The sequence below is a fragment of the Microcystis aeruginosa NIES-843 genome (assembly GCF_000010625.1).
Taxonomy (GTDB): domain Bacteria; phylum Cyanobacteriota; class Cyanobacteriia; order Cyanobacteriales; family Microcystaceae; genus Microcystis; species Microcystis aeruginosa.
This window is the reverse complement of sequence record NC_010296.1, coordinates 2,196,830-2,217,614: the sequence shown is the minus strand read 5'-3', so window position 1 is coordinate 2,217,614 and position 20,785 is coordinate 2,196,830. Positions and strand designations below refer to the sequence as shown.

Sequence of the window (20,785 nt, the reverse complement as noted above, 5' to 3'; positions counted from 1 at the left end):
CATGCCTCAGAAAGCAAATACCTTCCTGATCCGGGATACCGAATTAGCTCAATGGTTTTCTATTACTCTTGAAAAACTAGAAAAAATTGTTGATATTTTTGATGCTGATCCTAATGATGATTGGGATTTAGTTGAAGGTGTCGATTATCAATTTGTCAATAAAAAAGATAAAGTTAGAGTGTTTTCTTTTGAAGGTGCTTTAAAAATTGCTTCCTATATCGAGAAGAATGAAAAGCGAGGAATTATATACAGATTTAGAGAATTTTTTACTAAGCACGATCAAAAAATTCGTCGCTCCTTAGCACGAAAATTAATTTTTGCTGAACTCACTGACTCCGGCGAAATTCAAGTTTATAAAGGACGGCCTATGATTCATAAACAGAGTTTGCGGCGAATTTTAAAAACTAATGGAACCAAGCTAAATAAAACCGTGAATCATCTTCAGCAAAGAACTGATAAACCTCTAGAATTAGGAGTAGATTTTTACGAAGATGAAAAAAGAGAGTTTTGGTTCTCTGAAAGTGGAATAGTGATGATTTCTAAATCCATGAGTGAAACTTTGACGAATAAATCGCGCCAAGAAATGTGTAAAATGATTGCAATGGAGTTTCCTCTTGCCTTTAAAGAAATTCAGGAACATCTAGATGACGATACCAAACAAAAAATCGAGATTGAAAAGGCTAAAAAACGAGCTAAAACTAGAGATAAAAACACTTGTCAGGTGACAGGGCAAAAACCGGATAGAAATAATAGATTTAATCTCGCTGTCCATCATCTTTACTCTGTCCAAAAATATCCCCATCTAGCGACATTAGATCTGAATTTGGTGACTATTAAAGAAGAAATTCACCAAGAATTCCACGGTAATTTAGGGGGATTTCATCAACCTTGTACCATCGAGGATTTTATCGAATTCTTGCACGTTTACTATCCCGAACATCATGGTAATTTAGCCTTAAAACTTCAGAAAACTAAGAAAAAACTGGAAAAATTAGCTAAATAATCATTCAATTTCGGGGGGTGAATAGCTCCAAAGTGATTATCCATTTTTTTAGGGAAAGAACGACCACATCTCATCATGAGCGATAATTAATTTATCTTGAGGTTTTGCCAAAACCTCGATCTGACGAGGAACAGCTGCATCTAAATCATTGGCAACTATTGTAAACTCCGCCCATAGTATATATGATAGTTGAACTCTAATTTAGGATCTAGCTGGGTCTAGAGAGGATAATATGGATAAGATCAAGGTAGGATTGTTGTTTGGTGGTCGATCGGGAGAACACGAGGTATCTATCAATTCGGCTCGATCGATCCTGCAAGCTTTTAATTATCCCGAAAATCTTGACAAATACGCCGTTATCCCCTTCTATATCGATAAAAATGGCTGTTGGCATTCGGCAGCAACTGCTAGACAAATTTTAACCTCTGGGCAACCCCTAGCTATTGAGAGTAATATAAAAGTCAATATCTGGCAATTTCCCCCAGAAGTGAGGGAAATGGAGGTTTGGTTTCCAATTCTCCACGGACCGAATGGGGAAGATGGCACTTTACAAGGATTACTCACTCTCATGCGGGTTGCTTTTGTGGGTAGTGGGGTCCTGGGTTCATGCTTGGGAATGGATAAAATTGCCATGAAAACTGCTTTTGCAGCCGCTGGATTACCCCAAGTTAAGTATAAGGCTATAACCCGCTCGCAAGTGTGGTCAAATCCCTGTGTTTTTCCGCAATTGTGCGATCAAATCGCCGAGGAAATAGGTTATCCCTGTTTTATTAAACCGGCTAATTTAGGTTCTTCGGTGGGTATTAGTAAAGCACGCAACCGGCAAGAATTAGAGGCTGCTTTAGATAGTGCTGCTAGTTATGATCGACGGATTATTGTTGAAGCAGGAGTAACCGCAAGAGAAATCGAATGTGCGGTTTTAGGTAATGATAATCCCCAAGCTTCTTTGGTGGGAGAAATTACTTTTGATAGTGATTTTTATGACTATGAAACTAAATATACTGACGGGCGATCGAGTATGGTGATTCCCGCTAATATTCCTGATAAAATTGCTAATCAAGTGCGAGAAATGGCTGTAGAAGCATTTAAAGCTGTGGATGCTGCGGGATTGTCGCGGGTGGATTTTTTCTATGTAGAAAATACTGGGGAAGTGTTGATCAATGAAATTAATACTCTGCCGGGGTTTACTAATTTTAGTATGTATCCCCAACTCTGGAAAGCCACCGGTTTAGAGTTTGATAAATTGGTCGATAAGTTAGTACAATTAGCTTTAGAAAGACAGGAAAAATAAGGTTAAATTACCACCATTTCTAGGATAGGAATTACCTAGCTTAGAGATATTGATCAATTAGATAGTTTCAGGATCAATGCCCAATTCTCGTAATTTTTGGGCTAATCTTTCCCTTTCCAAGATAGCTTGTTCTTTTTCGAGGATAGCCTGTTCCTTCGCTTGTCGTTCCTGTTCCCTTTCTAAAAGAATCTGTTCCCTTTCTAAAAGAATCTGTTCCTTTGCTTGTCTTTGCTCTAATTCAGCTTCTTGGGGAGTGGGAACCAATTGACCATCGGTGGTAAAATAACGCAGTTTACGGTCAAAAATGCCTAAATAGAGTTCTAATTGTTCACTCCATAAATAGCCGTTTTCATTAGCAGCAATAGCCTGATATTGTCCCGCAATTAATCTAAATCCTTGCAATTCTAAGGTATTAGGATCAAACCAAAAATAATTAGGAGTGCGAAAGGTATTTTGATAGAGAATTTTCTTTTTAGTGCGGTCAATATTGGCCGTAGAATCGGAAAGAATCTCCACGATTACATTGGGATATTTACCCCCTTCTCCCCAGACTACCCAACTTTTGCGGGGACGTTTTTCCGTATCTAAAACCACAAAAAAATCAGGACCACAGAAATCGCGCTTTTTCAGTTGTTCTTCGTTATAGTAGATAGTCAGATTACCGGAAGCGTAGTAATCGTTTTTCTCTTGCCATAACCTTTCCAAACAACCGATCAGAATTGTAATTTGTTGCAGATGTAGATCACTTTCCAAAGGTGGTTCATCACTCCATAAATCGGTGGGGGGACAGGTAACTTCCGGTAAAATGTCGAGAGTTGTCATGGTTTTTCCCCGTTACACTAGCTTTATTTAATTATAACTGTTAAGCTGTTAAATATTTAAATTGCTTGTTGAGATGAGGCAAGAGGCAACAGTATGGTCATAGAAAACTAATTTTTGGCTGAATCACGAGTAAAACTGTAGATAATTTGGGTAGCTAATTGTGGTAATTGTGAGAAATCTTCATCGGACATTTTTTGACGATCGAGTTTCATTTGTAATCCCGTCATCGAATCGTCTCCGTCGGAAATTAAAAATTCTAAGCGTTCAATTTCCGACCAATCTTTAATGTCATTTAATATCTTGTCAATAACCAGAAGATAAGGATGGGAAGGATTTTTATACCAATTACTGCTGACACCCTGACGAATATCTAAACCTAAATGTACGATCAAAGGGGCGCGATCAAAAAGGGCATTGGCTACCGGTCGGGTTTCTTCTTGGAGAGATAATTGATTAGCGCGACTTAACTGCCGTAATTTCTCTAATTGATGATATCTTTGCGAAATTGACGGCGGATTTTCCCCCCAACTGAGAGCGATGGTGACTAGATAGGTTTGTAGGAATAGATGTCCTAACTTTTCCGCTTTTGTGGCCAGATAATTGGAATTATAATCATTAGCCTCGATCAGCAAAGGTACTCGCTCGACTATTTCCAAACCATAGCCTTTTAATCCGGCAATTTTACGGGGATTATTGGTAATTAAACGAATATTTCTCACCCCCAAATCGTTGAGCATTTGCGCTCCCATGCCGTAATCGCGCAAATCGGCGGGAAATCCTAACCTTTCGTTGGCTTCCACCGTATCTAGTCCCATATCCTGTAAAGAATAGGCTTTTAGCTTATTAATTAAGCCAATTCCCCGTCCTTCCTGTCGCAGGTAAACCACCACCCCTAAACCGTTGTTTTCAATCATTTTTAGGGCAGCTTGTAACTGTTGCCGACAATCGCAACGCAAGGATCCCAAAGCATCCCCGGTCAGACATTCCGAGTGCATTCGTACCATTACAGGGCGATCGCCAAAGAGAGCGGGATCGCCTTTCACAATAGCGATGTGTTCGGTTTGATCTAATAAATTTCGGTAGGCATAAAGCTGAAAAGTACCGAATTGACTGGGAAAATTACAGACCGTTTCCCGATGGACAAAGCGATCGTGTTTTAAGCGATAACCGATCAGATCGGCAATGCTAATTAACCTGAGATTATGTTGACGAGCGTATTCAAATAGTTGCGGTAAACGGGCCATGGAACCATCGGGATTTTGGATCTCACAGATAACTCCCGCCGGATACAACCCGGCTAACCGAGCTAGATCCACGGCCGCCTCCGTATGACCGGCACGTTTTAAGACCCCACCGGCTTTAGCACGAATCGGGAAGACATGACCGGGACGGGTGAGATCGTCGGGACGAGTGACCGGATTAATGGCAACTTGCACGGTTTTCGCCCGATCTTCTGCCGAAATGCCAGTTTTAACCCCTAAATGGGGAGCGGCATCGATGCTAACGGTAAAAGCGGTTTGATTGCTATCGGTGTTTTTTGTCACCATCAAGGGTAATTCGAGAGCATCAAGACGCTCTCCCGTCATTGCCAGACAGATTAAACCGCGAGCTTGCACTGCCATGAAGTTAATCAGATCGGGGGTGGCAAATTGGGCTGCACAGATTAGATCTCCTTCATTTTCGCGATTCTCATCATCAACTACGACAATGGCACGTCCGGCTTTGATTTCCGCTAAGGCAGTATCGATAGAGTCAAAAGCGATCGAAGTGACAGTCACAGGCATTAAAACGAGGGAATTATTTTCATTCTACAGGTTTGCCCGATCTGCTGAGGGTCAATTTCTGCCAGTTCCCTAGAAAAAAGTCTCCCGGTGAACCTGACGGCTGCCCGGGAGACTTTTAGCTATCTTAAGCTAGAAAATTAGTTCAAACTAGCGGGGGTGATGCTGGCAACTTTGCCACCGAGACGGTTGATCTGTTGCAGGGTGTTATTTAACTGTTCAAAGGGGACGATAACCGCTTTGCTACTGCGACGGACACTGGGATAACCCGGTTTGCTGATGGCGGCAATTTCCACGCGATAGAGCTTACCCACATCACCATAGGCCACACTACCACCAAGAGCTTTACTGGGGGTGTTGCGTTGAGCAGAGGGACGATAGGCCCAACCATCGCTGCCACCGGACGGACCGACTACTGCCGAAGCACCGTTTTGAGCTAATTCCACCGCTAAACGGGAGGTTTTGCCGGCAATCTGAGAGCGATCGCTGTTGGCATAACCGCGATAGAGTTGGAACATCCGCGTAAATCCCACGGTTTTTTGACCGGGTTGGCTGGCAAAACCGCGATAGTAGGGAACGATGCTATCACCGAAGTTTTCGGTATATTCGGCGGAATCGATGTAGGAGTCGATATCGGCCTCGAATCCTTTGTTTTCGTAGAGATCGAGGTGATAGACCACTTCCGACTCATCGTAGGGAGCGCGACCTAAAAGATGTTTGATATTAAGTTCGATGACGCGGGTTTGGAAGTTACCGTAGAAGAATTTGTTCTTATACAGTTCCGATTTGGCCACGGCGCGGACGAATTCCCGCGCGGTGATCGAACCATTGCAGAGTAAGGATTCGGCACTGGTAAGGCGCTCGGAACGCATGATATAGTCATTGCCTAGCACCTGACGATAGACGGCGCGAATAACCGCCTGTGCGTCGTCACGGGACCAATCGGGACGTAATTCCACGGGAGCAACTTCGCTAAAAGCGGTTGTCCCTAAACGGGAAGCTGAGGTAGTAATTGCCACTAAAGTTCTCCTACAAAAAAATGATCATTTTCTGACCGCTCAAAGCTAGGCGAGGATCAGTTCGATTACCTGGCCGCCTTGACGGTTGATTTCTTGCAATTTGTTCGATAGTTGCTCGTAGGCAACGAGATACTCGCTCACACTGCGACGCACACGGGTTTGTCGTCCCGCTTTTGCGCCACTCACCACGCGCAAGCGATAGAATTTGCCCCGATCGCCCCCAGCTAATCCGGTTAAGGATTGACCAGTTCCGTTAATATAAACGGGGGAAGCACTGTTATAGGCTAGTTCCCTGGTCAGTTTTCCCTCTTTTAACGGCGCCCGATCGCTGGTCGCATAACCGCGATAGACTTGGAACAGCCGACTAAAACCGACGGTTTTCTGACCCGTCTGGGTAGCGAAACCGCGATAGTAGGGGACAATGTTCTCACCGAAATGTTGGTTGTATTCGGGGGAATCGAAATAGGAATTAATTTCTGCTTCGTAACCCTGTTGATTGTAGAGATCGCTATGGACAGCGATCTCGGCTTGATCGTAGGGAGCGCGACCGAGCAGGTGTTTATAATTCAACTCGATAAAGCGATTTTGGGGATTGCTGTGGAAAAATTTCTGCCGATATAGTTCTGATTGAGCGATCGCCCGAACAAAATCCCTGACGCTAATGGAACGATTGCGTAAGAGGGATTCTAGGCTGATCAGGCGCTCGCTGGACATCAGATGCTCGTTGCCCAAGATCTGTCGATAGGCCCCGCGGATCACCACTTCTACCTGTTCATCACTGTCGGTGGAGCGTAATTCCAAGCGGGGGGAACCGTTGTAGGGTTCAAATCCCAGTCTTTGGGCCGCTATCAAGCTAGTCATCGTCGATCCTCCTGAAACTAACCTTTAATGGATATAACAAGGTCTGGAAGAACAGGTGATTGCTAACCCTTTTGCTAACAACCTCCTGTCTTTCCAGACCAGCAGTTTTTTCGATCGGACTAGCTGAGAGCGTTGATAGCGTAGTCGATATAGGAGTTGGCTTCTACCGCAGGGTCGCCACTTAAACCATGGTTGGCTTTGATATATTTGAGAGCTTCGATGTACCAGCTAGGAGACAGGTCGAAGGTGCGGTTGATTTCGTCGATACCAGCGATGAGGTACTCGTCCATCGGACCGGTTCCACCAGCAACTAAGCAGTAGGTCACCATGCGGAGGTAGTAACCGATGTCACGAGCGCATTTTTCTTTACCGCGTTGGTCCGCCGCAAAGTTAGCCCCTTGCATTTGGGTGGTGTAGGGGTACTTGTTGTACACAGCTTGAGCAGCGCCAGAGATCAAAGAATTGGCTTTTTCGGTCAACACTTTAGCGGCGCTGAGTCCAGCAGAAGCTTGACGAAAACGACCGAAAGCAGTTTGGATTTCGGTGCTGCTTAAGAAACGACCTTGAGAATCAGCGGCTGCTACGGCTTCGGTAAGGGGGGTTTTCATTGTTTGGTATCTCCCAATAATCTTGCAATAAGTTTCCTACGGTTTAATTGAGACTAGCCCCAGGGACTAGGCGACAGCAGCGGCGGCGCGGTCGAAGTAGCTGGCAATTTCAGACATTAAAGCACTGCAATCGCCGGGGGTGATACCGTTGCGATCGTTAGCAATGGATAAAGCCGCTTCTTTCATTTTGCTTACGCCAGCAGCTACGGAAGCTCCTGGTACTCCTAAAGCTACATAGGTTTCGCGCAGACCATTTAAGCAACGATCATCGAGAACACTGCCGTCGCCAGAGAAGGTAGCGTAGGTAACATAACGCAAGATGATTTCCATGTCGCGTAAGCAAGCGGCCATACGACGGCTGGTGTAGGCATTACCACCGGGGGTGATCAGTTGGGGCTGTTCAGCGAACAGGCTACGAGCGGCGTTGGCAACGATGGTGGAAGCGTTACTGGTGATCCGGTTAACAGAGTCCATCCGTTTGTTGCTGTCGGCAACCATGGCGCTCAGAGCGTCTAGTTGGGAAGAGCTTAAATATTCGCCGCGAGCATCAGCTTGGGATACTACCCGGGTGAATGCGTCAAACATTGTGACAATCTCCTAAATTTAAATGGGATTTGCTTGCAATTAAAATTTTCCCTCTTAAGGGATTTCACGGTGAGTCTGGACGAGCCTTGACCGTGATTGTTGCGATTTACTTTAAGAAACCTGAAAAAACTTCACTGCTCTCTCATAAATCACCTAAGGAGGTTAAACAAGTATCCAGCTTAACTTTTGTCTGTTATCTTGGCCCCTCAAGTTAAATTTATACACTGCTGTCGAAACTTTGTTTGTTACATATTATTAAGTTTTTTGCTGTCTTTTTGTAACGGTCACTTAACAATGACTCGATCGAGTTGGTCATCAATTCCTGACCATGGCTCAAAGCCTCTCACCGTCGGGAAATCAGAGACAGCAAGGCTTTAAGGGTATAAAGGGCAGCAAGATAAAAATTTTAAGTTTTTTTTAATATTTCCCCGCTTTCCCTTCCCCTATTGCCCAAGGATTGCCCTTTCCAGCCCTCCAATTACGATGAAGTTTTGTAAAGAAGGGAGTGGGGGAGTGGGGGAGTGGGGTGTGGGGAGTGGGGTGTGGGGTGTGGGGTGTGGGGTGTGGGGTGTGGGGTGTGGGGTGTGGGGTGTGGGGTGTGGGGTGTGGGGTGTGGGGTGTGGGGTGTGGGGTGTGGGGTGTGGGGTGTGGGGTGTGGGGTGTGGGGTGTGGGGTGTGGGGTGTGGGGTGTGGGGTGTGGGGTGTGGGGTGTGGGGTGTGGGGTGTGGGGTGTGGGGTGTGGGGTGTGGGGTGTGGGGTGTGGGGTGTGGGGTGTGGGGTGTGGGGTGTGGGGTGTGGGGTGTGGGGTGTGGGGTGTGGGGTGTGGGGTGTGGGGTGTGGGGTGTGGGGTGTGGGGTGTGGGGTGTGGGGTGTGGGGTGTGGGGTGTGGGGTGTGGGGTGTGGGGTGTGGGGTGTGGGGTGTGGGGTGTGGGGTGTGGGGTGTGGGGAGAAGGGAGAATAAATAAAGGCAATCTCCTGAATCCTGTCTCCTGACGACCGACGACCGACGACCGACTCCTGCCTCCTGACGTTAAACTAGAAATCGGTGCTCAAAAAATCTAGCCGTCCGAACCCGATGATTTCCTCCTTTCCCGTTCCTAATAGCTTAAATTGCCCTCAAATTCGCCTTGCCATTCGTTGCCTGCAGCCGCAATTAGTCCACTGGCGCCGACAAATACACCAAAAACCAGAACTAGGCTTTCAAGAACATCTCACCGCCTCCTTAATCAGTCAAACCCTGACTAAATACGGAATTGAGCATCAAACCGGCATCGCCGGCACCGGAATTGTCGCCACCATCGAAGGCAGTCAACCGGGGCCGGTTTTAGCCCTGCGGGCCGATATGGATGCACTACCGATCGCCGAAGAAAACCAAGTCCCCTATCGTTCCCAACATCCGGGCCAAATGCACGCCTGTGGTCACGATGGCCACACAGCGATCGCCCTCGGCACGGCAGTTTACATAGCACAAAACCGTCACGATGTCAAGGGGACAGTAAAAATTATTTTCCAACCCGCCGAAGAGGGGCCAGGGGGGGCGAAACCGATGATCGAAGCGGGAGTGCTGAAAAATCCCGACGTGGACGGAATTATCGGGCTGCATCTCTGGAATAATCTGCCTTTAGGGACAGTGGGCGTGAAAAATGGTCCCTTAATGGCGGCGGTGGAATGTTTCGATCTCCAGATTCAAGGCCGGGGCGGCCACGGGGCAATTCCCCATCAAACCGTCGATTCACTACTGGTGGCGGCCCAAATCGTCAACGCCTTGCAAACCATCGTCGCCCGCAACCTTAACCCCCTCGATGCTGCCGTGGTGACTGTGGGCAAATTAGCGGCGGGAACCGCTAGAAACGTGATCGCCGATAGTGCTAATCTCAGTGGGACGGTGCGCTATTTCAATCCCCAGTTAGGGGGCTATTTCCGACAACGGATGGAAGAAATTATCGCGGGCATCTGCCAAAGTCAGGGGGCTAGTTATCAATTCGATTACTGGCAATTGTATCCCCCGGTAATCAATCATGATCAGATGGCGGAATTAGTGCGCTCAATCGCCGCACAAGTGGTGGAAACCCCGGCCGGAATCGTTCCCGAATGTCAAACCATGGGAGGGGAAGATATGTCATTCTTTTTACAGGAAGTACCGGGCTGTTATTTCTTCTTGGGGTCTGCCAATCCCGAATTAGGATTAGCCTATCCCCACCATCATCCCCGCTTTGATTTTGATGAATCGGTGTTAGCGATGGGAGTCGAGATTTTTGTCCGTTGCGTCGAAAAATTCTGCAACTCTAGGACTTTCTAGAAATCCGTTCAAGGTGAACAGTTTTTGTCAAACCCGAAACCGCTAAACTGGTCACTGAATCAGACGAGTAAAAAAACCCATGAATAATAATATCCAGCAAAACGATGCCCAACGGGTGAAAATCCTCAGCGAGGCCCTACCCTATATACAAGAATTTCGCGGTCGTACCGTAGTGGTTAAATACGGTGGTGCGGCCATGAATAACAGCGATATCAAAGACACGGTCATGCGAGATATCGTTTTTCTCTCCTGTGTGGGGGTTCGTCCCGTTATTGTCCACGGCGGCGGTCCAGAAATCAATAGTTGGCTGGATAAATTAGGCATTGAACCCCAATTTAAAGACGGTTTACGCGTCACCGATGCCGACACCATGGATGTGGTAGAAATGGTGCTGGTGGGACGCGTCAATAAAGAAATTGTTGCCCTGATCAATCAAGCCGGCGGTAAAGCGGTAGGATTATGCGGTAAGGATGGCAATCTGATCACTGCTCGTCCCGTGGGTAAAGAGGGCATTGGTTTTGTTGGAGAAGTCAGCAGTGTCGATACTAGCGTCGTCGAATCCTTGGTCAATAGTGGCTATATTCCCGTGATTTCCAGTGTGGCCGCCGATGAAACCGGCCAAGCTCATAATATCAATGCCGATACGGTAGCCGGAGAAATAGCGGCGGCTTTAGGGGCAGCTAAACTGATTTTGATGACCGATACAGCCGGAATTTTACAGAATTACAAGGATCCTTCCACTTTATTGGCTAAATTAGATATCCAACAGGCCCGGGAGTTGATTCAAAAAGGCATCGTTGCCGGCGGGATGATTCCCAAAGTTGGCTGCTGCGTGCGATCGCTAGCCCAGGGAGTTCAGGCCGCTCATATTATCGATGGTCGTCTTCCCCACGCCCTTTTACTGGAAATTTTCACCGATCGAGGCATCGGTTCCATGATTGTGGCCTCCGGTTATACTAATCTATAGTAGTAATTACCGTACTTTTGGTTAAAAAGACTTGCCCAAAACCACAGATATGGTGTAAAAGTAAGTTAATAAACGCGCTTCTCGCTCCTTTGTAATGGCAAAAGTCTTAGTCTTGAGTTAGTTTAGTCGGGAAGCGCAAAATCCGAAGTATTCATAGCAATTGAATTTATGACCAAACAAGCTGTAGCTCACCCGATGGTGAAGTTTCAACGCAAGGCTAGCAAGTGGATAGATGCAAAAGTAGTCAAACCTAGCGATAGTATCTGGAAACTGGCTCTTTTATACGGAGATGAGTGGGCATACTGGAAGCAGGAGTTGCTCGATTTCGGTTTCTCCATGCAAGACCCTCTCAGCGAAGTGGTAGCGGTAGAAGCTTGGGACGAAGAATAAGCGACCATCGACTCAAAAGCAGCTTTCTACCAAGATTATCGCCATGGGATCGACTCCGATTATCCTTTCCGCTCTGGTTATCTTATCCTTAAGCGCGAGTTGTTCTCCCAGGACCGAAACCCAACCACCGCCACCAGCGGCCCGTACTACTACCGTCAACGTCACCACCGCTAAACTGGCAACCATCGGACGCAATCTTGATTACACGGGAACTACCCGACCTTTGAAAGTGGTTTCTCTGCGATCGCAAGCCACCGGTCAGTTACTTAATCTCGTCGTCGATGTGGGAGATGAGGTGCAATTAGGACAAATCCTCGCTCATGTTGATGATCGTCTCCTTGCCACCGTTGTCCGGCAAGAAAAATCCGCCCTGTCGGCCCTAGAAGCGGAATTAGCCCGGGCGAGAATTGAAGTCAGTAACGCTGAAATTGAAGTGGAGCGCCTACAACTACAATACCAACAGGCCAAAAATGATGGCGAGCGCCTGCAAAAATTAGCCCTAGAAGGGGCGATTCCCCTACAACAGGGTGAAACAGCCCAAACTGCGGCGGCAGTGGCTTTAAAAGCCGTTAATAGCGCCAGATCGAGAATTAAAGTCGAGGAGCAGGTAGTGGCGGCAATTATCGGGAGAATTGCCGCCCAAAAATCGGTCATCGCTCAGGAACAACAACGTCAGGCCTACGCTATTCTTAAATCACCAGCGACGGGGATAGTGATCGAAAAACTGAAAGAGCCGGGGGATTTAGTCAGTATCGGCGATGAAGTCCTCAAAATTGGCGATTTTCAACAGGTCAAGGTGGTAGTATTATTATCGGAATTGGATTTAAAAACGATTAATTTAGGACAAAAGGTTAATGTCAGCCTTGATGCTTTCGGTGAGAGAAATTTTTCCGGTCGCATCACCAGGATTTTTCCCCTCAGCCAAGGCACGGCCCGGCGGATTCCCGTGGAGATTGCTCTACCCAATGGGGATGGTTTAATCAAAGGGGGATTATTGGCCCGGGTACGGTTTAATAATAATTCTGCCCCTCAGGTGATTGTTCCCGAAACAGCAATTGTCAGTCAAGGGGAATCCTCGGCAATTTTCGTCCTTTCCGAGTCTAACTCGCAAGTGGAAAAACGTCCCGTTCGTCTCGGTCAAGCGCTTGACGGTCAAGTAGAAATTATCACTGGACTCGAACCGGGGGAGCGTTTCGTCGTTAATAGTAGTAAACCTTTGCAAAATGGTGAAAAAGTCCGGGTCAGTATCCTAAGTAATCCTTGAGTAAACCAGGGGCAGGCAGCTTTGATCCCATCGCCCCAGGGATCAAAGTTTTGATGCTGTTAGGTTTGAGATATAGCGTTTCTGATTCACAAGAGGTACATTCCCGATCCTGAACAGCTTAATCAGCAAAGGTTTAAGTGTGCCGCACAGATGCGAGAACCGCTATAGGTCGGTTAGTGACTCACCGTTCGCTCATTTCTCGAACCGAAAATTTGATAAATTGTCTCATTATTATAAGTAGCCACAATACCCTTGATAATCTACAATCAAGTACCCGATGGGCGGAGACAAGGGAGGGGATGATTGAAAGTTCGTGATGTACTCAAACGATTAGAAGCTGATGGTTGGTATCAGATCCGAATGCGCGGGAGCCATCGTATCCTTGCCCATGAAACAAAGCCAGGAATCGTGGTTGTTCCTGGCAAGTCTGGGGACGACATACCGAAAGGAACATTAGCATCGATTTGGAAACAAGCTCAATTGGAGGATAAACGATGAAAGAGTATGCCGTCATTTACGAACAAGGCGAAACAAACTGGGGAGCAATGGTTCCCGACTTGCCCGGTTGCGTGAGTATTGGAGATACCTTTGAAGAGGTTCAGGAAAATATTAAAGAAGCGATTGAACTTTACCTTGAAGTTTTGCAAGAACGCGGGGAAACCATTCCAGAACCCACAACTAAAGTCGGATTGGTTGGAGTCGCTGCAGGAGGGTTCTTGCCGACTACCCAAAAACTGCTGGGGTTTCACTGACGAAGAACAAGGGCGACCTGATCAGCTACGATTGACAGGGCAATCGCACGGGTTGTCTTGCTCTTTTTTCTCACAAATTTAATTTTCGCACAGGTCTAAGTAGGGAGGCACAATTATTTGTAGGATGGGTTAGCGGTAGCGTAACATGAGCAGGCGTTGGGTTTCATGCTTCAACCCAACCTACGTTCATCTTATATTTAATTCCACCCACCCACTTAATTGGTCTATAGTAGTGATTGTGGCTGTCCTTCTAGGTTGAGCCAAAATGGGGGGGTTCTTTTTGGCGCCAAAAATGTCCTTAAAGATGATAACCATCTCCCTTGATCTTTAGGGTCAATTATTGCCAGAAATAACCAAAATAAAGTAATTTCTTGCCATCCCCTTGCATATTTTCTCGATCGAGCGGCTTTTCAGTCCCGAAAATCCTTACAATAGGAGATGAAGATAGCCTGAAAAGTTGGAGAATATGAATTATCTCATTGCCGTGTTAGCTGATCGCATAGAAGCAGAAGAAGCTGCCGTTGCCCTCGAAAAAGCGGGAATTCCCCAATCTCAAGTGACCATTCTCGGTCGCGGCTATAAAAGTGCCGATGAGTTCGGTTTGATCGATCCCTTCCAACAGGCCAAAAAACGGGCTACTCTCATGGCTTTTTGGCTAATTCCCTTCGGTTTTGCCGGTGGCTACCTTTTTAACCTGATTACGGGATTGCATACCTTTGATTGGGCCGGAGAACCGGGCAATCATATTGTTGGCGGCATTGCTGGGGCGATTGGGGGGGCGATGGGCAGTATTTTCGTCGGTGGTGGCGTGGGTTTATCGTCCGGCAGTGGCGATGCACTTCCCTATCGCAATCGTCTCGGTGCCGGAAAATATATTATTGTCGTGCAGGGTTCCGAAAACTTGAAAAATCAAGCGACTCTTATCCTCCGTCAATTTAACCCCGAAAATCTGCAAGGATACGCCCTAGAACAGTGAACGGTTATTAGGAATAAGTTATGGAGCATTTGATTTTTTCCTAAGAATTTTTGATTAATTACCAGAAAACAATGTTACCGAGAGAAGAATTACTAAAGGGTGTCGAAAATCGCGAGGAGATAGCGAAAGTTATTGATAAAGCCGAACAAGCGATCAAGACTTGGGAAGTGACGGTGACAGACTTTCTTTCTCCCGCGGTTTTAGCGGAAGTAGAACGGGTTTTTCAGCGTTTAACCGATGTGTCAATGCAAAAATGGGGCGGTTATCCCCAAGCAGAAAGACAGCGCCTCGGTATTGCTAGAGTTGATCTACCTTTGACAGTAACAGATATTCCCCTATCTGCCCTTGATATTGCCGGTAATTTTCTTTTTGATACCGCTAACCACCGGGATTTTTTAGGGGCGATGTTGGGGACGGGTATCGTCCGGGAAAAAGTCGGCGATATAATCGTTTTAGGTGAGCGAGGAGCGCAGGCGATTGTAGTACCTGAATTGGCAGATTTTTTATCTGCTAATTTACTACAAGTGCGTTCGGTTCCCGTGAAAACTAGCCCGATTCCTTTGACGGAATTAAAAGTTAGACCACCGCAAAAAAAAGAAATTAATACTGTGGAAGCTTCCTTGCGTTTAGATGCGATCGCATCGGCGGGTTTTGGCATTTCTCGCAGTAAAATGGCCGAGGCAATTAGCGCCGGGGATGTGCGAGTTAACTGGAAAGATATCAGTCAATCTAGTTATAACGTTAAAACCGGTGATTTGATTTCTTTTCGGGGAAAAGGTCGTTTAGAAGTGGGTGAGGTTACTGTGACAAAAAAAGAGCGCTATCGGGTTCATTTAACTAGATTTATTTAGTTTTTTCTGTCTCTAGAATTTGTGATTAGACAGATTAATTGCCATGGCTGAGAATTTCGCCGTAATCGTGCAACTGTGTCAAGTTAGTCCCATCGGTAAACTATTACCGGGGGCGCTTTATGTTCATCGAGAAGCATTACATCAACTGGATCCTATCCTCCAGAATTACGAACAACAAGCAAGAATTAATCAGCATTTATCCGAGGCAACAATAATTAAATTTAGCACCGATAAACCGAAAATATCCTATCTTTTTTATCCCGATTTTGATCGGGAACCTCACCCAGCTTTAACTAAAAGTTTAGTGGTAGATCTGGGGACATTAATCTTAAGTGAATGGAATTATCAAAATGCCGATAATCCGCCCATTTTACACCGAAAAGAAACTTTTGTTACTAGGGACTATCCCCTTTATCAAGAATTCGAGCATCTCACAAAAATCGAGAGTGCTTTAGGACTTTTAAACAGTTCTTATCCCATCGGTACTAAACAGGAATGGCAACGGCTTTTAAGAAAGCATAACCTTGATTTTGCTGGAGATTATTTAGTTTGTAATCTAGAGGGACAAAAGGAAAAATCGATAATAATTGATCGCCACAAGGCTGCTCTTGTTCGCAAAACCCTTTCTCGTCCAGCAAGATTAGCATTAGCGGCGGGATTATTCCTTCCTGAAACCACTTTTTTTGATTACGGTTGTGGTTATGGAGGTGATATAGAACGCATAGCTGAACAGGGTTATCAAAGTGAAGGTTGGGATCCTTATTATCGTCCCGATAGTCCTTTAATTGAATCTGATATTGTTAATTTAGGCTATGTAATTAATGTTATTGAATCCGCCGAAGAACGGCAGGAAGCCTTATTAAAAGCTTGGCAACTAACCCGTCAAGTTTTAATTGTTTCAGCACAGATTCTAATTGATGATAGCGAACGGGGTTTAATGGCCTATGAAGATGGAATTATAACCCGTCGTAATACCTTTCAAAAATACTATCAACAGGAAGAACTAAAACAGTATATTGATAGCACTTTGGGGGTTGATTCTATTCCGATAACTTTGGGAGTTTATCTAGTTTTTCGAGAGGAAGAAAAAGCGGAAGCTTTTCGTTTATCCAGATGGCGTTCCCGCGCTACCACTCCTAAAATTAAAACCCATCTCAAATGCTTTGAAGATTACGAAGATTTATTGACTCCCCTGATGGAATTTTACACCCAGCAGGGACGTTTACCCGTCGCGGGAGAATTATTACAAGAGGAAGAAATTAAGGCAGAATTTGGCACTTTTAGACGCGCTTTTCAAGTTATTTTACAAGTAACAGAAGCGGAAGAATGGGAGATAATTGCTGATAAAAGACGCGCCGATCTTTTACTTTATTTAGCTTTAAGTCAATTTAGCCACTGTCCGAAAGTACGGGAATTATCCCCCGCTACCCGTGCCGATTTTAAAGCTTTATTTGGCAGTTATCGCAATGCTTGCGCTTTAGCAGAAGAAGTGTTAATAAGTGCGGGAAATCTGCCAGCGATCGCTTGTACTTGTGAAAATAGTTCTTTAGGCAAACTTTCCCGTTATTCCCTAACTATTCATATTAGCATTCTGGAAAAATTACCGATGTTATTACGCTTATATGAAGGTTGTGCTAGTCAAACTATCGGACGGTTAGAAAATGCTAATGTTATTCGTTTATCCTTTCGTCAACCCAAAATTTCCTATCTCTATTACCCCAATTTTGATACAGAAATTCATCCGATTTTAGCTACTAGCATGGATGTATATTTAGGTTCGGCTGATTTTAGTTTTCGTGATTATCGGGATAGTCCTAATCCGCCAATTTTACACGAAAAAGAGCTTTTAGTAACGGCTGATTATCCCAACTATGATAAATTGCTTCGCTTAACTCAATTAGAAAAGGATTGGGGATTGTTAGAAGATAGAAAAGCGATCGAACGTTTACAGGGTTGGCAAAAATGTTTAGAGGAGCATTGTGCTACAATCAAAGGCTATCAGATTCTGTGGCGAAAAGATGCCGATCCCTATAAAGTTAGGATTTTACGCGCTAAAATTCAGACCAGAAGAAATCAAAATAAGTCTTCCTGAGTAATTAAGTAAAATAGACGAGGTAATTAATTTTATGATGACTACGATTCGGTTACAAGGATTAGAAGATTTCGAGTTAAAAGCTAATGATCCTGAACAAAGAATGTTTATTTCTGGGGTTAATTGGCAACAGTACGAAACCCTCTTAAAACATTTAGAAGATAGTTCCAGTTATCGCATTACTTACTTAGATGGAATGGTAGAAATTATGGCTCCTAGTCGTCGTCACGAAGTTAGCAAAAAAAATATCGGTAGATTGGTAGAAGTTTATTTAGAATATGCTGAAATTGATTTCTGGGGATTAGGTTCCACCACTTTGCGAAAACAGGAAAAAGAAGCGGGAAAAGAACCAGATGAATGTTTTTGTTTATTCACAGAAAAAGAGTTTCCTGATTTGGCGATAGAAATAATCTTAACCAGTGGCAGCCTGAAAGTTTTAGAAGTTTATCAAAGATTGGGAACTCAAGAGGTTTGGTTTTGGCAAGATAATCAGTTAAAAATCTATTCTTTACAAGAGAATGGCGAATATATTTTAATCCCTAAAAGTGCTTTATTACCGGATTTAAATTTAGAATTATTAGCCGAATACGTCAACCATCCTAATCCCCGTCTTGCTGTCAAAGAATTTCGCTTGCGTTTAACAGAAAATTCCCAGTTATCATAACTATTATCTTTCCATGAGTTCTCAAGTAAAATTTAACCTATCTATCCTAGGGATATTTGTATTTTCTCTAGGAATAAGATTCTGGAATCTCAGTCAGTTTAATACTCTTGTTTTCGATGAAGTTTATTATGCTAAATACGGCAATGAATATCTAATCGGTAAAGAATTTTTCCAGTCTCACCCACCATTAAGTCAATATTTAATTGCTATTAGTATCTGGATTGGCTCCCATTTTCCTGCCGATCCTGAAACCATTAATAATTTAACAGGTTCCCTGCGCTCAACTTTTAGTTATCGCTGGTTAAATGCTTTCACTGGTTCTTTTATTCCCCTAATTATTGGCGCAATTGCTTATCAATTAACTCGGAGAACAACTGTATTTTTAATCACAACTTTCCTCGCCAGTTTAGACGGATTATTTCTGGTGGAATCCCGCTACGCTCTCAATAATATTTACTTAATTTTATTCGGTTTGTCTGGACAATTATTTTTTTTATTAGCACTCCAGAAAAATCAGAAACTCAATTGGTTATTATTATCGGGGGTTTGTTTCGGTTTAGCGGCAAATATTAAATGGAATGGCTTAGGATTTTTACTGGGAATATTTATTTTTATCGGTATTGCTTGGTTAATAAAAATATTGAATCAAGAGCAGTCAAAAGATAATCTTTGGACAAAGGCAACTAACCTGAGATTAGAGGACATTTTTATCGCCTTAATTATCTTTCCCCTAGTTACCTATAGTTTACTGTGGATACCGCATCTTCTCGTCAACCATCAATATAATTTTTGGCAAGTACATCAAGAAATTTTGTCATTTCATCAGAGAATAAAAGGTAATCAATCTGATGTTCATCCCTATTGTTCTCCCTGGTATAGTTGGTTAGTAATGGGGCGACCTGTGGCTTATTATTTTAAGAGAGTAGATGATAAAATTTATGATGTTCACGCTATGGGAAATCCGTTTTTGTGGTGGTTTTCTACGGGAGCAATTCTAGTAGTTTTTAGTCGATTATTTAACCGAAAAGAGCGAGTAATTTCCGCCTATCTTATCTGTAACTATATTGCTAATCTGCTGCCTTGGTTAAAAATTAGTCGCTGCACCTTTCTCTATCATTATATGGCTGCCTATAGCTTCACTTGGATTGCTCTAGCTTGGCTCTTAGCCGATGGTTTAGAAAGTTCCAGTCCTATTTATAAAAATGGCTCGCGCTCACTCATAATTTTGATAATTTTTGCTTTTATCTATTGGCTACCAATTTATTTAGGCATTCCCCTGTCAGTGCGGGATTATTATCTGAGAATGATTTTTCCCAATTGGATTTAGGATGAAATTACCCGCAAAAACTGATACAATGAAATCATGATAAAAAGCGATCGCAAGAGTTATGGGTAAACAAAGAATCTTATCTGGTGTGCAACCAACCGGCAATTTACATTTAGGCAATTATCTCGGTGCGATCCGCAATTGGGTGGAGGGACAAAAAGACTACGATAATTTCTTTTGTGTGGTCGATTTACACGCGATCACCGTTCCCCATAATCCCGCCACTCTTGCGGAGGATACTTTAGCAATTGCCGCTTTATATTTAGCCTGCGGAATTGATTTAGAATACGCGACTATCTTTGTCCAATCCCACGTTAAGGCCCATACGGAATTAACTTGGTTATTGAATTGTATCACCCCTTTAAATTGGTTAACCGATATGATTCAATTTAAAGAAAAAGCGATTAAACAGGGGGAAAATGTTGGCACAGGTTTACTCGATTATCCCGTGCTGATGGCTGCCGATATCCTACTCTACGATGCCGATAAAGTACCCGTGGGAGAAGATCAAAAACAACATTTAGAATTAACCCGCGATATAGCCGTTAGAATTAATCATCTTTTTGGGCAACCGAAACAACCAATTTTAAAACTTCCTGATCCGATGATCCGCAAGGAAGGAGCGCGGGTGATGAGTTTAACCGATGGCCGGAATAAAATGTCTAAATCCGATCCTTCCGAGATGAGTCGGATTAATATTCTCGATAGTCCTGATGTCATTGCCAAGAAAATTAAACGCTGTAAAACCGATCTAGTTAAGGGTTTAACTTTCGATGATCCAGAACGTCCCGAATGCCATAATTTATTAACTCTCTATAGCATTTTATCGGGAAAAAGTAAAGAGGTAGTCGGGGGAGAATGTGCCGATTTAGGTTGGGGACAATTTAAACCGATGTTAACAGAAGTCACCATAGAATCTCTGAAACCTATTCGGGAAAAATACGCTCAAATTAGAGAGGATAAAGATTATTTAGCCACAGTTTTGCGGCAAGGTCGTCTCAAAGCAGAAGCGGTGGCCAATCAAACTCTCGATCGAGTCAAAAATGCCATGGGTTATTTACCACCATTTTAGGGATAATTTTCGGGTGCATCTCCTAATTATCCAATCTACTCAGTTGAGATTTTTCAAGGAAAACTCGCTGCTTTATCAGTCAATCTTTAACTCTTGGTGGGGTTTTACCCCCCCCATCCAGGGTAAGGGAAGGAGAATGATTACAAAAGTTATTAAATTAA

The 20,785-nt window shown here is 44.2% G+C and carries 21 protein-coding genes; 15 read left to right on the top strand and 6 right to left on the bottom strand.

Annotated elements, in window-relative coordinates; genetic code table 11:
• Position 1: 1 nt before the first annotated feature.
• Positions 2-1,003, top strand: a complete 1,002-nt coding sequence (locus MAE_RS10710; protein ID WP_012265583.1) for a hypothetical protein — start codon at positions 2-4, stop codon at positions 1,001-1,003.
• A gap of 232 nt (positions 1,004-1,235) precedes the next feature.
• Positions 1,236-2,294 carry a D-alanine--D-alanine ligase family protein gene (locus tag MAE_RS10705; protein WP_012265582.1) on the top strand — a complete coding sequence of 353 codons (1,059 nt, stop codon included), beginning with the start codon at positions 1,236-1,238 and terminating at the stop codon, positions 2,292-2,294.
• A 57-nt stretch (positions 2,295-2,351) separates the two neighbouring features.
• Here MAE_RS10705 and MAE_RS10700 read toward each other — a convergent pair whose 3' ends face one another.
• From MAE_RS10700 to MAE_RS10675, 6 genes are all read right to left on the bottom strand, one after another.
• Positions 2,352-3,116 carry a Uma2 family endonuclease gene (locus tag MAE_RS10700; protein ID WP_012265581.1) on the bottom strand — a complete coding sequence of 255 codons (765 nt, stop codon included), beginning with the start codon at positions 3,114-3,116 and terminating at the stop codon, positions 2,352-2,354.
• A gap of 107 nt (positions 3,117-3,223) precedes the next feature.
• Positions 3,224-4,900, bottom strand: coding sequence for a bifunctional 3,4-dihydroxy-2-butanone-4-phosphate synthase/GTP cyclohydrolase II (ribBA, locus tag MAE_RS10695; protein ID WP_012265580.1), 1,677 nt, complete (start codon positions 4,898-4,900; stop codon positions 3,224-3,226).
• Positions 4,901-5,037: 137 nt separating this feature from the next.
• The gene (locus MAE_RS10690; protein WP_002796675.1) at positions 5,038-5,916 is read right to left on the bottom strand and encodes a phycobilisome linker polypeptide; all 879 of its coding nucleotides are present in this window, start codon (positions 5,914-5,916) and stop codon (positions 5,038-5,040) included.
• A gap of 45 nt (positions 5,917-5,961) precedes the next feature.
• The gene (locus tag MAE_RS10685; RefSeq protein ID WP_002796676.1) at positions 5,962-6,777 is read right to left on the bottom strand and encodes a phycobilisome linker polypeptide; all 816 of its coding nucleotides are present in this window, start codon (positions 6,775-6,777) and stop codon (positions 5,962-5,964) included.
• A gap of 119 nt (positions 6,778-6,896) precedes the next feature.
• Positions 6,897-7,385 (bottom strand): phycocyanin subunit alpha, encoded by a 489-nt coding sequence (gene cpcA, locus MAE_RS10680; RefSeq protein WP_002736555.1) that lies wholly within the window; start codon positions 7,383-7,385, stop codon positions 6,897-6,899.
• 66 nt (positions 7,386-7,451) lie between these two features.
• Complete coding sequence (locus tag MAE_RS10675) at positions 7,452-7,970, bottom strand: phycocyanin subunit beta (RefSeq protein ID WP_002735500.1); 519 nt, start codon at positions 7,968-7,970, stop codon at positions 7,452-7,454.
• 513 nt (positions 7,971-8,483) lie between these two features.
• Here MAE_RS10675 and MAE_RS33775 point away from each other — a divergent pair.
• The 13 genes from MAE_RS33775 to trpS all read left to right on the top strand — a co-directional run bounded on the left by MAE_RS33775 (position 8,484) and on the right by trpS (position 20,624).
• On the top strand, positions 8,484-8,963 hold the full coding sequence (locus MAE_RS33775; protein ID WP_162467772.1) for a hypothetical protein: 480 nt from the start codon (positions 8,484-8,486) through the stop codon (positions 8,961-8,963).
• A gap of 82 nt (positions 8,964-9,045) precedes the next feature.
• Entirely contained in the window at positions 9,046-10,269 is a 1,224-nt protein-coding gene (locus MAE_RS10665; RefSeq protein ID WP_012265578.1) for a M20 metallopeptidase family protein, read from the top strand.
• A gap of 79 nt (positions 10,270-10,348) precedes the next feature.
• A complete protein-coding gene (argB, locus tag MAE_RS10660) occupies positions 10,349-11,236 on the top strand; it encodes an acetylglutamate kinase (protein WP_012265577.1) in 888 nt (295 codons plus the stop codon).
• 168 nt (positions 11,237-11,404) lie between these two features.
• Positions 11,405-11,626 carry a DUF4327 family protein gene (locus tag MAE_RS10655; protein WP_002737463.1) on the top strand — a complete coding sequence of 74 codons (222 nt, stop codon included), beginning with the start codon at positions 11,405-11,407 and terminating at the stop codon, positions 11,624-11,626.
• A 43-nt stretch (positions 11,627-11,669) separates the two neighbouring features.
• Positions 11,670-12,890, top strand: coding sequence for an efflux RND transporter periplasmic adaptor subunit (locus MAE_RS10650; RefSeq protein ID WP_002796679.1), 1,221 nt, complete (start codon positions 11,670-11,672; stop codon positions 12,888-12,890).
• A 303-nt stretch (positions 12,891-13,193) separates the two neighbouring features.
• On the top strand, positions 13,194-13,388 hold the full coding sequence (locus tag MAE_RS10645; protein WP_012265576.1) for a type II toxin-antitoxin system HicA family toxin: 195 nt from the start codon (positions 13,194-13,196) through the stop codon (positions 13,386-13,388).
• On the top strand, positions 13,385-13,642 hold the full coding sequence (locus MAE_RS10640) for a type II toxin-antitoxin system HicB family antitoxin (protein ID WP_002771759.1): 258 nt from the start codon (positions 13,385-13,387) through the stop codon (positions 13,640-13,642). The genes MAE_RS10645 and MAE_RS10640 overlap by 4 nt, the downstream gene beginning before the upstream one ends.
• A 466-nt stretch (positions 13,643-14,108) precedes the next feature.
• A complete protein-coding gene (locus tag MAE_RS10635) occupies positions 14,109-14,618 on the top strand; it encodes a hypothetical protein (RefSeq protein ID WP_002796683.1) in 510 nt (169 codons plus the stop codon).
• Positions 14,619-14,689: 71 nt separating this feature from the next.
• Positions 14,690-15,469, top strand: coding sequence for a photosystem II S4 domain protein (locus MAE_RS10630; protein WP_002796685.1), 780 nt, complete (start codon positions 14,690-14,692; stop codon positions 15,467-15,469).
• A gap of 43 nt (positions 15,470-15,512) precedes the next feature.
• Positions 15,513-17,561, top strand: a complete 2,049-nt coding sequence (locus MAE_RS10625) for a DNA phosphorothioation-associated putative methyltransferase (protein ID WP_012265575.1) — start codon at positions 15,513-15,515, stop codon at positions 17,559-17,561.
• Between the two features lie 34 nt (positions 17,562-17,595).
• On the top strand, positions 17,596-18,225 hold the full coding sequence (locus MAE_RS10620) for a Uma2 family endonuclease (protein WP_041804020.1): 630 nt from the start codon (positions 17,596-17,598) through the stop codon (positions 18,223-18,225).
• Positions 18,226-18,238: 13 nt separating this feature from the next.
• Positions 18,239-19,552 (top strand): dolichyl-phosphate-mannose--protein mannosyltransferase, encoded by a 1,314-nt coding sequence (locus tag MAE_RS10615; RefSeq protein WP_012265573.1) that lies wholly within the window; start codon positions 18,239-18,241, stop codon positions 19,550-19,552.
• 61 nt (positions 19,553-19,613) lie between these two features.
• On the top strand, positions 19,614-20,624 hold the full coding sequence (gene trpS / locus MAE_RS10610; protein ID WP_012265572.1) for a tryptophan--tRNA ligase: 1,011 nt from the start codon (positions 19,614-19,616) through the stop codon (positions 20,622-20,624).
• Positions 20,625-20,785: the final 161 nt, after the last annotated feature.